Annotated in this window: 12 protein-coding genes; 9 read left to right on the forward strand and 3 right to left on the reverse strand. The window is 73.1% G+C overall.

The window, feature by feature from the left end; all coding sequences use genetic code 11:
- The first annotated feature begins 28 nt into the window (after nucleotides 1-28).
- The 3 genes from F0L17_RS02455 to F0L17_RS02465 all read left to right on the forward strand — a co-directional run bounded on the left by F0L17_RS02455 (nucleotide 29) and on the right by F0L17_RS02465 (nucleotide 3411).
- Nucleotides 29-1270 carry an aromatic acid exporter family protein gene (locus F0L17_RS02455; protein ID WP_162465687.1) on the forward strand — a complete coding sequence of 414 codons (1242 nt, stop codon included), beginning with the start codon at nucleotides 29-31 and terminating at the stop codon, nucleotides 1268-1270.
- Between the two features lie 165 nt (nucleotides 1271-1435).
- Nucleotides 1436-2455, forward strand: a complete 1020-nt coding sequence (locus tag F0L17_RS02460; RefSeq protein ID WP_155069681.1) for a sigma-70 family RNA polymerase sigma factor — start codon at nucleotides 1436-1438, stop codon at nucleotides 2453-2455.
- A gap of 206 nt (nucleotides 2456-2661) precedes the next feature.
- The gene (locus F0L17_RS02465) at nucleotides 2662-3411 is read left to right on the forward strand and encodes an SDR family NAD(P)-dependent oxidoreductase (protein ID WP_162465688.1); all 750 of its coding nucleotides are present in this window, start codon (nucleotides 2662-2664) and stop codon (nucleotides 3409-3411) included.
- A gap of 67 nt (nucleotides 3412-3478) precedes the next feature.
- Here the strand turns inward: F0L17_RS02465 and F0L17_RS02470 are convergent, their stop codons facing one another.
- From F0L17_RS02470 to F0L17_RS02480, 3 genes are all read right to left on the reverse strand, one after another.
- Nucleotides 3479-4303 carry a MerR family transcriptional regulator gene (locus F0L17_RS02470; protein ID WP_155069683.1) on the reverse strand — a complete coding sequence of 275 codons (825 nt, stop codon included), beginning with the start codon at nucleotides 4301-4303 and terminating at the stop codon, nucleotides 3479-3481.
- An 86-nt stretch (nucleotides 4304-4389) separates the two neighbouring features.
- Nucleotides 4390-5283, reverse strand: coding sequence for an alpha/beta fold hydrolase (locus tag F0L17_RS02475; RefSeq protein ID WP_155069685.1), 894 nt, complete (start codon nucleotides 5281-5283; stop codon nucleotides 4390-4392).
- A gap of 139 nt (nucleotides 5284-5422) precedes the next feature.
- Complete coding sequence (locus F0L17_RS02480; protein ID WP_155069687.1) at nucleotides 5423-6097, reverse strand: DUF4230 domain-containing protein; 675 nt, start codon at nucleotides 6095-6097, stop codon at nucleotides 5423-5425.
- Nucleotides 6098-7092: 995 nt separating this feature from the next.
- On the opposite strand from F0L17_RS02480, the gene F0L17_RS02485 reads away from it, so the two are divergent.
- The 6 genes from F0L17_RS02485 to F0L17_RS02510 all read left to right on the forward strand — a co-directional run bounded on the left by F0L17_RS02485 (nucleotide 7093) and on the right by F0L17_RS02510 (nucleotide 12690).
- Complete coding sequence (locus F0L17_RS02485; RefSeq protein ID WP_155069689.1) at nucleotides 7093-7743, forward strand: DUF4360 domain-containing protein; 651 nt, start codon at nucleotides 7093-7095, stop codon at nucleotides 7741-7743.
- A gap of 353 nt (nucleotides 7744-8096) precedes the next feature.
- A complete protein-coding gene (locus F0L17_RS02490) occupies nucleotides 8097-8771 on the forward strand; it encodes a DUF4360 domain-containing protein (RefSeq protein ID WP_155069691.1) in 675 nt (224 codons plus the stop codon).
- A 294-nt stretch (nucleotides 8772-9065) separates the two neighbouring features.
- Nucleotides 9066-9782 (forward strand): hypothetical protein, encoded by a 717-nt coding sequence (locus F0L17_RS02495; RefSeq protein ID WP_420802461.1) that lies wholly within the window; start codon nucleotides 9066-9068, stop codon nucleotides 9780-9782.
- Entirely contained in the window at nucleotides 9769-10092 is a 324-nt protein-coding gene (locus tag F0L17_RS02500) for a BON domain-containing protein (RefSeq protein ID WP_155069693.1), read from the forward strand. Before F0L17_RS02495 ends, F0L17_RS02500 begins: the two co-directional genes overlap by 14 nt.
- Nucleotides 10089-10871, forward strand: coding sequence for a metallophosphoesterase family protein (locus F0L17_RS02505; RefSeq protein WP_155069695.1), 783 nt, complete (start codon nucleotides 10089-10091; stop codon nucleotides 10869-10871). The genes F0L17_RS02500 and F0L17_RS02505 overlap by 4 nt, the downstream gene beginning before the upstream one ends.
- Nucleotides 10872-10911: 40 nt before the next feature.
- Nucleotides 10912-12690, forward strand: a complete 1779-nt coding sequence (locus F0L17_RS02510; RefSeq protein WP_155069697.1) for a RecQ family ATP-dependent DNA helicase — start codon at nucleotides 10912-10914, stop codon at nucleotides 12688-12690.
- Nucleotides 12691-12717 lie beyond the last annotated feature (27 nt).

The following is a 12717-nucleotide window of genomic DNA, read 5'->3' on the forward strand; positions in this document are numbered from 1 at the left end:
ATCTTCAGCGGACGGGAAGGGCCGTAGTGTGCCTGATGTTCCCGGACCCGTGATCGAGTTCGTCAAGCGGCGCAGGGAGCCGACGGTGGTGCGGACCCTCCGCTCCACGGCGGCCGCCACCCTCGCCTACGCGGCCGCCCTGTGGCTGACGGACGCCCGCGCCCCCCTGCTGGCCCCGCTGACCGCCCTGCTGGTCGTCCAGGTCACCCTGTACGCCACGCTCACCAGCGGCATCACCAGGGTCAACGCCGTGGTGGCGGGAGTGTCCATCGCCGTCGGCTTCAGCGCCCTGGTGGGCCTGAGCTGGTGGAGCCTGGGCCTGCTCATCCTCACCTCGCTGACCGTGGGCCACCTGGTGCGGGCCGGGGACTTCATTCCCGAGGTGGCGATCAGCGCCATGCTGGTGCTGGGAGTCTCCCACGCCACGGACCTGGCGCTGAGCCGAGTGCTGGAGACGCTGATCGGCGCCATCGTCGGCCTGCTGTTCAACTTCCTGTTCGTGCCGCCGGTGTGGGTCCAGCCCGCCGAGGAGGCGCTGGTGGACCTGGCCGGACGGATGCGCCGACTGCTGCTGCACATGGGCGAGTCGCCGGGGGTCCACACTCCCGTGCACCGGGCCGCCGCCCGGCTCCACGAGGCACGCCGGCTGGACAACGACATCTCCCTGGTGGACGCCGCCCTCGTCCAGGCCGAGGAGAGCCTGCGCCTCAACCCCCGGGTGAAGGAGGCCCTGCTGTCCCGGGTGGTGCTGCGCACCGGCCTGGACACGCTGGAGATCTGCACCTCCGTGATGCGGTCGATGTCGCGGACCCTGACCGACCTGGCCCGGCACCGCGAGGACGAACCGCTGTTCCCGTCGGACGTCGCCACGGAACTGGAGAAGCTGTTCGAGCACGTGGCCGAGTCGGTGCGCAACTTCTCCATCCTGGTCACCAGCCCCGTGAGCACCAGCTCGGAGGAGGCCGAGGACCGGCTGGCCCGCGAACTGGAGGCCGGTCGCACCGGCCGTGAGCGGGTCGCCCGACTGCTGCTCGCCCGCGTGCGGGAACACCCCCGCCAGTGGCACCTGCTGGGGGCCCTGCTGGCCGAGATCGACCGCATGCTGGACGAACTGGACGTGGAGAAGCGCTCCACGCGCCTGGCCGAGGAGCTGGACCGCTACACCCGCGAGGAACGGGACCGGCACCCGATGCTGTACGAGTTCAAGCGCCGCTTCCGACTCCCCCGTCCCCGTCGTCGGCGCCGGGACAGCCGACGGGCACAGGCCTGACCCGCCGGTTCCGGGCGGCGCCGGGCGCTCGGAGCGCGATTGTCAGTGGTCGGTGGTTTGCTGGGAGGTGGGTCGGCCCGACCGGGGTCGGCCGGACGGAACGCAGGTGTGCCCCCGTCCCGCGAGCCGGTACGGCCGGGCACGACCGAATCACAGGGGGCCTCGATGACCGACGTCGCCACGACGAGCGGCCCGAAGGGCACGGCGACACGCGGGCCCACGGCGGACGCGTCCCGACTGGAGCGGCACCGGACGGAGCTGACGGGCTACTGCTACCGCATGCTCGGGTCCGCGTTCGAGGCGGAGGACGCCGTCCAGGAGACGATGGTGCGGGCATGGCGCGGCCTCGGCCGGTTCGAGGGCCGCTCCTCGCTGCGGTCCTGGCTGTACCGCATCGCCACCAACGTGTGCCTGGACATGCTCGCGGGCCGTGCCCGACGCGCCCGCCCCATGGACCTGTCCTCCCCGGGCGGAGCGGAACTGCCACCCGGGCCAGCGCTTCCGGAGGCCACCTGGATCGAGCCGATGCCCGACAGCCGGACCCTCCCGGCCGGCGACGACCCGGCCGAGAGGGCCGTGGCCCGCGAATCGGTGCGGTTGGCGTTCGTCGCGGCGCTGCAGCACCTGCCGCCCCGGCAGCGGGCGGTGCTGATCCTGCGCGAAGTGCTCAGCCTGCGGGCGAGCGAGGTGGCGGAGCTGCTGGACACCACGGTCGCGTCGGTCAACAGCGCGCTCCAACGCGCGCGGGCGACCCTCGCCTCCGAGGACGTCTCCGGGGACGAGGGCACCGGCACGGCCGACCTGGACGAGGCCCAGCGGCCCCTCCTGGAGCGCTATGTGCGGGCCTTCGAGGCGTACGACCTCGACGCCCTCACCTCCGTGCTCCACGAGGACGCCACCTTGTCGATGCCTCCCCACGAGCTGTGGCTGCGCGGCCACGCCGACATACGCGCGTGGCTCACCGGGCACGGCAGCGGCTGCCGGGGGTCACGCCTGGTCCCGGTGGCGGCGAACGGCCGCCGGGGGTTCGGCCAGTACCGTCCGGCACCGGACGGCGGCTTCACCCCGTGGGCGCTCCAGGTGGTGGAGGTGTCGGAGGGGCGCGTCACCGCGCTCGCCTCCTTCCTGGACACCGCCCGGTTGTTCCCGCTGTTCGGGCTCCCCCCGCGGCTCGCCCCCCGCTGACCCCGCCGGCTCCGGCGGCTCCGTCCGGGTGACGTGCGCGCCGCCGCCCCCTTCGGCGCTCGCACCCCGTTTCGGCTCCCGCCGCGTGGGCACCCCGGCGGGAGCCGCCTCCGAACCCGGCGCCGCCCGCCGAACGGCACCGGGCGAGGGCGGTCCCCGTGTGCTGCAGGCGGATCGGCCGGACGGCCGAGTGAGGAGAAGGACCCGTGGGCGAGACGGTACGGCTGGACCTCGACGGCAAACGCGCTCTGGTGACGGGGGGCGCCCGTGGTCTGGGCGCCTCCATCACCCGACGTCTGGCACGGGCGGGAGCCGCCGTGCGGGTGGTGGACGTACGGCGCGAGGAGGGCGAGAAGTTCTGTGCCCGGGTGAGCGAGGAGGAAGGCGCGGACGTGCGCCTGTTGGAGGCGGACGTCCGCGATCCGGAGGCCGTCGCGGCCGCGTTCCGCCGGCTGGACGAGGCGTCCTGGCCGCTGGACGTCCTGGTCAACAACGCCGCCGTGGACGTCTCCAAGCCGATCGAGCACCTGACCGCCGAGGAGGTCACCCGGGTGGTGTCCACCAACCTCCTGGGGCCGATGTACATGTGTCTGGAGACCTACCGGCGCATGGTCGCCCGTGGTGGCGGGCACATCGTCAACATCCTCTCCACGGCGTCCAACCGCACCTGGACCGAGGCCGGCCCCTACTCGGCGGGCAAGTCCGGGCTGCGCGCCTTCACCCACACGCTGTTCAAGGAGGCGCAGCGCGACTGCATCGGCATCGGGGTCACCGGGGTGATCGCGGGCGGCATGGAGACCCCGTTCGTGACCGAACGCTTCCCCGACGCCGACACCTCCAAGCTGCAGAGCCCGGACGTCGTGGCGGACGCGGTCATGTGCGCGCTGTCGGTGCCGACGGGCAGCGTGATGCCCGAGCTGGTCGTGGTGCCGCGCAGCGAGACCTCCTGGCCGTAGGGGACGGACGGGCAGGGGGCCGCCGCGCCGCGCCGGGCGGTTCCGGCGCGGCGCGGCGCGAGCGGGGTCAGGCCGGGGCGATCGGAGTCTGGAGTTCGGTCACCCACCGCGCGGTGTCCTCGGGGCACTCCAGGTACAGCTCCCGCGCGTAGCCGGTCGAGCGGTGGCCGGCGGCGTCGATCCAGCGGGCCAGGACCTGTTCGGTGGCGACGACGCCGTCCATGGGGCCGCGGTGGACGATGGTGGCGGCCCGGTCGATGCCGGGCAGGTCCACGATCGAGAAGTCCCGTCCTTCCCCCGGCTCGGCCGAGACCGTGATGCCGGCGTGGACGACGACCGCGCCGTCCCGCTCCGGCGCGTCCTCGTACCGGGCGATGCCCGGCCCCGTCGGCACCACCCCGGCGCGGTCCAGGCGGCGGCACAGCTCGTCGTACAGGGGCCGGACGACCGGCCCGATGTCCTCGGGGGCGTAGCTGTCGGCGATGCCGGTCAGCTCGGCCACCCGCACCGGTGGAATGCTCTTGATCACGACGTCCTCGGTGGGCATGTGTCCCTCGTTCTCGATCGTCCGGAGCCTCGCCTCGACCCGGGACAGCCGCGCGGTGGCGTCCGCCACCGCCGCCTCCAGTTCCACCCGCCGCAGTCTGAGCATCCCGCGCAGTTCCTCGGTGCCCACCCGCTCGTCGAGGATCGACCTCACCTGGTCGAGGGTGAAGCCGAGGTCCTTCAACGCGATGACGCGGTTGAGCCGGGCCAACTGGGCCGCCTCGTAGAAGCGGTAGCCGCTGACCGGATCGACCCGTGCGGGGCGCAGCAGACCGATCGCGTCGTAGTGCCGCAACATGCGGACGGACACGCGACCGTGTCGGGCGAAGTCTCCGATGGTGAACATGACGACTCCCAGTGCAGCGCCTCACACGGTGTCAGGGTCAAGGGCCGGCTCGGGTCACCGGAGCGACCGCGCGCCGGACACCGCCGTCAGAGGCCGCCGGTGGCGTGGTCGGCGGCACGGGCCGCGTTGCGGGCGATGGCGTCGACGATCGGCGGCCAGAGCGGTTCGGGCAGGTCGTGCCCCATGCCGGGAACGACCAGCAGCTCGGCGCCGGGGATCGCGGCGGCGGTCGCCTCGCCACCGCTGCGGTCGACGAGCGGATCCTCCGCGCCGTGCACCACCAGCGTCGGCGCCGTGACGGAACGCAGGAGCGGTGTGCGGTCGGGCGAGGCCAGGATGGCGGCGTACTGGCGGGCGAAACCGGCGGGCCGGTGGGAACGGTCGTGGGCGGCGGCGGCCCGCTCGCGCAGTTCCTCGGGCGGGACGGGGTGGGCGGGGGACCCGAGGACGGTGGCGGAGCGGACGGCCCGTTCCACGGCCTCCTCCCGGTCGCGGGCCGGCGGTGCCACCAGCACGGCGAGCGCCTCGGGGGTGGCCCTGCCGACCGAGCGGTCTCCGGTGGTGGACATGATCGAGCACAGCGAGCGCACCCGGTCCGGATGGTCGATCACGAGTTGCTGGGCGATCATGCCGCCCATGGAGGCGCCCACCACGTGCGCGGCCTCGACGCCCAGCGCGTCGAGCAGCCCGACGGCGTCCCGGGCCATGTCGGCCAGGCGGTAGGGGACGGTGGAGGTGTCACCGGCCAGGACGGCCCTGATGTCCAAAGGCGGCACCTCGTCGAGGGCGGTGGACAGCCCGCTGTCACGGTTGTCGTAGCGGATGACGTGGAACCCCCGGTCGGCGAGGGACCGGCAGAACTCCGGTCGCCAGGCGGTCATCTGCGCGCCCAGCCCCATGATCAGCAGTAGCGCCGGACGGTCGGGGTCGCCGAAGGTGTCGTACTCCAGCTCGATCCCGTTGGACGGGGTGCGCGGCATCGACTTCCTCCTCGGGGACGGTTCGGCCGGGGATCGGACACCACTTCCTACCGGCCAGTCGGTACGATAACCGGGCCTCGTCCCGAACGGAACGGGCCGGAGCGCGCCGACCCGCGCGGCCCGCCGCGTCGGCCCCGGGTCAGCCGCGCCCCTCCCGCCCCCCGGCGAAGGAGACGGAGACCTCCTCGAAGCCCAGCGAGCGCAGCAGGTTCTCCAACATCTCCCGGGTGTTCCGCTCGGCACGTTCCACCAGACCGCTCTCCTCCGCGGCCGCGCCGATCCGCTCCACGGCGATCCGGTGCACCTCCCGCTCGTCCCCGGGGTTGTCGGAGAAGACGTCGCCGAGCCGGTCGAGGAGGCCGCGTTCCTTGGTGACGGCGTAGGAGCCTTCGACGTCCAGCGCGGGCTTCTCCAGGCGGGCGCGCGGCAGTCGAACCGTCGCTCCCGCGCGGTCCTCGGTGACGGTGACGGCGTCCTCGTCGAGACCGCCGAGGTCCACGTACGCGCCCACGCTTCCCGTCCCGACGAACAGGGTTCGGCTGCCGCGCACGGCGTCCGGCAGGAACTTCGCGTCCTTCTCCAGGTCGACGACGACCTGGAAGGTGCCGGAGGCACCCTCGTAACGGCTCATGTCCCTCAGGGACTCGAGCACCGCGGGACCGGTGCGGTCCTCGGTGCGGGTGGCGAAGGGGTTCTCCAGGTCCGGCAGCAGCCGCAACTGTCCGGCCACCAGGAATCCCGCCGGCACGAGCACCAACGCCAGGAGCGGGACGAGCCATCGGGAGGAGACGGGGAACCTGTCGGACCGGGACATCGGGCGCACCTCCGTCGGCTGCGGAAAGTCTCCGCACAACCTCTTCCCCCCGAACTCCCCTTCCATGGCACGGAGTCGGCCGTACCGGCACGCTCCGATCGGACGGTGAGGGAGCCGGTCGGGCAACCGAGGCGCCGGAGGCTCCGGAACCCCGCGGGGTGGCCGAATGGGGAAAGGGCGCTCCCCGGGGCGTTGTTCACCTCGTCCGCATACTGGTGTGGAACGTTCGGAAACACATCCCTTTGGCAAATACACGATTTCCCGAGCATCCCGCCGGACGACAGCGGGAGTTCCGCCGGTCGGGGAAAACCGCGCCCGACACGCCCTCCCCGTTTCACCGCCACCCCTCCCGCCCTGGCCGGTTTGGCGGAAAAGACGGACGGAAGGCGGCAACCCAAGCGGTGCTCAGCGGAGTCAGGGGCCCGCCGGACACGGCGGAGACGCCCCTCGGGGAGCCCCTCCGAGCATGTCGCCGATTCGCGTGAACAGCGCTCCGAGGAAACGGGCGAGATCATCTCACCGACCTCGCTTCTCCGAATTCCCGAGAATTTCCACCCGCGACCGGCAGGACGGCGAATGCTTGCCGTGCACACCGAGGCGCGGTTTCGGCCGTATTCCCGCGGAATCCCCCGGGGTCTTGCCCCGCCCCCGGTCGCTCCCTAATTTGGGAGCGCTTCCACCCCAGCCTCGGCGGGGCCGGTGGGGAACCGGACCGCGAACGGTCCGCCCGGTCGTCACACGCTGCCGCCCCTCCCCGCCCCGTACCCGGGCGCGCCCCCCGGGCTCCCGAACTCCCGCGCGGTCGGCGCGGACCGTGCACCGCTTCGGCCGTGATCCGGCCGAACGTCCCCCGGGTTCCGGACCGTACCGCCGCGTCCGGCCCCACGGAGGAGTTCCGGAAGCCCGGGTGACACCGACAGCACACCCCGTCCCCGTGGACCGGCGGAGCCGGGACCGTTTCCTCTCCCCTGTCCACGACGATCGATTGGAGAACCATGTCCGGAACTCTTCTGGCCGGCGGAGCGGCCGCCGCGTTGTTCGTCTCGACCCTCTCCGGCGCCGTACCGGTCTCGGAGCCGACCTCCACGGTCCCCGACGAGAAGATCCAGGTCGGCGTCGTCACGGTCAACGGATCGGGCTGCCCGGTGGGGACGGCGGCCGTGGCCGTCTCCCCCGACAACACGGCCTTCACCGTGACCTACAGCGACTACCTCGCCGTGGCCGGCGTGGGCGCGCAGCCCACCGACTTCCGGAAGAACTGCCAGCTCAACCTCAGTGTGCGGGTGCCGCACGGCTTCACCTACGCGATCGCCGGCGTGGACTACCGCGGGTACGCGTACCTGGCCGAGGGCGCCACCGCCACCCAGAAGGCGCACTACTACTTCCAGGCCCAGGAGAACACGGCCTCGTCGTCGCACCGGATCTCGGGCCCCTACGACAACAACTGGCGGACCGCGGACCGGACCGAGGTCGGCGAACTGGTCTGGGCACCCTGCGGCGAGACCCGGAACTTCAACGTCAACACCGAACTGCGGGTCGACGGCGGCGAGTCCGCCGACAGGACCACCAGTTTCATCGCGATGGACTCCACCGACGGTGCCGTCAACACCGTCTACCGGCTCGCCTGGAGGAAGTGCGAGTCCTGACCCGCCCGAGCGGAGCGGTCCGCGCGTGGCCGCGTCCCACCCGTCCGCGGGCGGGAGGTCGCCCCACCGGGAACGGTCGGACGGCGTTCGGACGTGTCGCGTTCCGGACACGTCCGAACGGTGTCCGCCGGGCCCCCAACGCTCCGTGCCCGCCCCTCGGACCCGGCCCTCCGCGGGGCGCGGAGCCCCGATGGCCCGGACGGCCGCAGGCCGCCACACCCGCCGTCCCGGCGGCCACGGCCGGGAGCCGGTGGACGCCCGTTCTCGCCGCGCGCCCACCGGCTCCCCTCGGCACACGCACCGGACGCCCTCCCCCTCCGGTGCGCCCCCACCGACGCTTGATTGGAGAACCCATGTCCGGAGCCCTTGCAGCGGGCGGTGCGATCGCGGCGTTGTTCGCCTCGACGTTCTCCCCGAACATCATCGCCCCCACCCCCACCTTCGAGGACGCGCCGACCGACAAGATGGTGATCGACGTCGTCACGGTCAACGGATCGGGCTGCCCGCTGGGGACGGCGGCCGTGGCCGTCTCCCCCGACAACACGGCCTTCACCGTGACCTACAGCGACTACCTCGCCCAGGTGGGCGTGGGTGCGAAACCGACCGACTTCCGGAAGAACTGCCAGCTCAACCTGGCCGTGCGGGTGCCCCAGGGCTTCACCTACGCGATCGCCGGCGTCACCTACCGCGGGTACGCGTACCTGGCCGAGGGCGCCACCGCCACCCAGAAGGCGCACTACTACTTCCAGGGCCAGGAGGAGACGAACGAGGGAGTCCACCGGTTCGAGGGACCGTTCGACGACAACTGGCAGGCGAGCGACGTGACCGAGATCGGCGCCCTGGTCTGGGCGCCCTGCGGCGAGATCCGGAACTTCAACGTCAACACCGAGCTGAGGGTCGGCGGCGGCACCTCCGACACCTCCCGGACCACCAGCTTCATCACGATGGACTCCGCCGACGGCGCCGTCAACACCACCTACCGACTCGCCTGGAAGGAGTGCCCGACCGACGACGGGAGCGACGCGTGACCCTCCCGCCCCCGACACCGCGCTGAGCGGAACGACACGCGCCCGGTGCGCCGCGCACGGCCGGCGCGGCGCACCGTCCACGCCTCCGCGACCGGTGTCCACCGGTATCGAACGGACGACGGCGGGTACCGGTGGTCCCGTGAGAGGCTCCCGGGCCCGCTCCGCACCTGTGCGGCCGACCGGCCCGGGTCGGTGCCCGCGACACCGCGGGACCGCGCCGTCCGGCCGCCCTGCCCGCGGGCTCGCGGCCCGTCGGCGGGGTGAGGAGACGACGACGTGGAGAGCGGAGTGACTGTGACCGAGCACCCGGGCGAGGCGACGACGGTCGAACGGAACGCACCGGCCGGCCCACGCCCGGCGGACGGATCGGAAGGGGCGCGCGGGCGGCGCGGGGCGGGCGAGGGTCCCGGCCCCGAGGAACTGCCTCCCAACCTGACCCAGGCCATCCTGGAGGCCACCAAGCAGGTCGCCTCCCTGCTGAAGGCCGCCGGCCACCCCTTCGCACTGGCCGGCAGCGTCGCGATGTACGCGCACGGCGGTCCGGGGAACCTCCAGCACGACGCCGACTTCTGCATCCTTCCGGAGGACGCCGACGCGGTGGCCGCCACCCTCCGCGATGCCGGGCTCGAGGTCTACACCCCGCCGGAGGACTGGCTGCTCAAGGCCCGGTGCCTGGGGCAGGACATCGACCTGATCTTCGAACTGGCCAGGCAGCCGGTCTCCCGCGAACTGCTGGAGCGGGCCGAGATGCTGCCGGTGGAGTCGGTCCGCATGCCCGTCCTGGCCGTGACCGACCTGATCGCGAGCCTGCTGAACGCCTTCACCGAACACCACTGCGACTTCGGCGCCGTCCTGCCGATCGCACGGGCCCTGCGGGAGAAGGTCGACTGGTCCCGGGTACGCCGCGAGTGCGGCGCGGCGCCGATGCCCGACGCCTTTCTCTACCTGCTGGAGCGTCTGCAGGTCATCGAACCGGAGGAACCGGAGGAGGAGTCCCATGACCGACCGTGACACCCGTCGGACCGGCGGGACACGGGCACCGGAGACGAGCGCCGGCGGCGCCACCGGAGACCCCGTCGAGAACATCGAGTACCGCATCGCCCACCTCCAGGAACGACTCGTCCGCGAGGAGATCGCCGAACTGGGCATGCGCGTCGAGGTCCGTGGCGGCACCGTCCTCGTCAGCGGCACCGCGCCCTCCTCCGAGTGCCGTGACACCATCACGCGCATCGCGGAGGAGGAGCTGGCCGGCGTACCGGTACGGACCGACATCGTCGTGGCCGACACCACGGCCCCCGACCGTCCGGAGGAACTCGCATGATCCGCATCGCAGCCGTCGGCGACATCCACATGGGGCCGGACAGCAGGGGCGTGTTGCGGCCGGCCTTCGAGTCCCTGCCCGAGTGCGCCGACCTCCTGTTGCTCGCCGGAGACCTGACCCGGCACGGCACGCCCGAGGAGGCTCGGGTGGTCGCCGACGAGGTCGCCGGCCTGGGCGTGCCGGTGATCGCCGTGCTGGGCAACCACGACCACCACGACGAGCGGCCCGAGGAGGTCACCGCCCTGCTGCGGGACGCGGGCGTCACCGTCCTGGAGGGCGCGGGGACGGTCGTCGACGTCGACGGCACGTCCGTCGGGGTGGCGGGCACCAAGGGCTTCGGCGGAGGGTTCGCCGGACGCAGCGGCGGCGAGTTCGGCGAACCGGTGATGAAGGAGTTCGTCCGCTACAGCCGGCGCTGCGCGGACGGCCTGCGGGCCTCCCTGGAGGAGCTGGAGGGGCGGGGGTGCGCCGTGCGCGTCGCCCTGACGCACTTCTCCCCCGTGCCCGACACCCTCGCCGGGGAGCCGCTGGAGATCTACCCCTTCCTGGGCAGCTACCTGCTGGCCGAGGCGGTGGACGAGGCGGGCGCCGACCTGGCCGTCCACGGACACGCCCACGCCGGTACCGAACACGGCATGACCAGCGGTGGGGTGCGGGTGCGCAACGTCGCCCAGCCGGTCATCCGTCGCGCCTTCGCGGTCTACCACCTGCGGGCCGGGGCAGCCGGAGAGGAGGAACACGGCAGCGGTGCCGGTGCGCTGGCCGAGGCGTCCCGCTGAGGTCCGGCGCCGCGACGGCCCCATGGAAGGACGACCGAGCATGTCCGACACCTTCGAGCCGGCCGGCACCGGCACGAGCGACGACGACGCCACCCTCGCCCGGCTCGGACGGGTCGCCACCGACGTCTTCGGCTGGGACGGGCTGCGCCCGGGGCAGGCCGAGGCCATGCGGCAGCTCCTGCGCGGCCGGGACACCCTGGTGGTGATGCCCACCGGTGCGGGAAAGTCCGCCGTGTACCAGGTGCCCGCGGTGCTGCTGCCCGGCCCTTCCGTGGTCGTCTCGCCCCTCATCGCGCTCCAGCGGGACCAGGTCGAGGGACTGGCGGAGAGCGACGCCCCCGACGCGGTCGCGGTCAACTCGGACCAGGCCGCCGGTGAGGCGGCCGAGGCGTGGCGCGCCGTCCGTGAGGGCGACGCCGAGTACCTCCTGCTCTCCCCCGAGCAACTCGCCAAGGACGAGGTGGTGGAGCGACTGGCCCGCACCGAGCCGTCGCTGTTCGTCGTCGACGAGGCCCAGTGCGTCTCCTCCTGGGGCCACGACTTCCGCCCCGACTACCTGCGTCTGGGGCACGTGGTGGAGCGGCTGGGCCATCCCCCCGTCCTGGCCCTGACCGCCACGGCGGCCCCTCCGGTTCGGGAGGAGATCGTCGAACGCCTGGGCATGGACGATCCCGTCCGGATCGTCGCCGGCTTCGACCGGCCCAACCTCCGGCTGGAGGCGCGCCGGTTCCAGGACGACGAGGAGAAGCGCCGGGCCGTGGTGGAGCGGGCCGCCGCGGAGCCCGGTCCCGGCATCGTCTACACGGCCACCCGCAGGGAGACGGAGGAGTACGCGGCGCGGTTGGCGGAACTCGGCCTGTCGGCCGTCGCCTACCACGCGGGCCTGCGCTCGGCCGAGCGCTCCCGGGCGCACGACGCCTTCCTCGACGGCGAGTTGGACGTGGTGGTCGCCACCTCCGCCTTCGGCATGGGCATCGACAAGCCCGACGTACGGTTCGTGCTGCACGCCTCCGTCCCCGGCTCCCCCGACGCCTACTACCAGGAGATCGGCCGGGCGGGCCGGGACGGTGCCCCGGCCCTGGCCGTACTGCACTACCGGCCCGAGGACCTGGGGCTGCAGAGGTTCTTCTCCGGTGGGCGTCCCGACACCGAGGCGCTGACCGATGTCGCCGCACGGGTCCGGCGCCACGGCTCCCCACTGTCCACCGCCCGGCTGCGCGAGCTGACCGGGCTGTCGGCCAACCGTCTCACCACGGCCGTCAACCTCCTGGAGGAGGCGGGGGTGGTGGGCACCACCCCCGACGGCGAGTTGGTGCCCGCCGGCGCCCACCGTCCGCGGGAGGCCGCCGACCGCGCGGCCGAGGTGGCCGAGGCGCGGCGCAGGCTGGAGCGGTCCCGGGTGGAGATGATGCGCGGCTACGCCGAGGCCACCGGATGTCGGCGCCGTTTCCTGCTCGGCTACTTCGGGGAGGCCTACGAGCCGCCCTGCGACAACTGCGACAACTGCCTGGCACGACGGCGGCGCGACGCGGGTCGGGAGGAGTTCGAGCACCTCGCGCGGGAGCGCGGCGACCACGCCGAGGACGCCCCGCGGCCGGACGCGGGCCGGTTCCGCGCCGGAGCGCGGGTGCTCCACCAGGAGTGGGGCGAGGGTCTGGTGATGAGCGAGGAGGAGGATCGGATCACCGTCCTGTTCGACACGGTCGGTTACCGCGCCCTGTCGCTGGAGGCCGTGGTCGGGCAGGACCTCCTCACCCTCGCCGAGGACGGGACCGGGGAGGAGGGGGCCGGGGACGGGAACGAGGAGGCCGGGGGCTGACCCGTCCGGCCCCCGGCCCCTACCGGC

The organism is Streptomyces taklimakanensis (assembly GCF_009709575.1).
Lineage (GTDB): Bacteria > Actinomycetota > Actinomycetes > Streptomycetales > Streptomycetaceae > Streptomyces > Streptomyces taklimakanensis.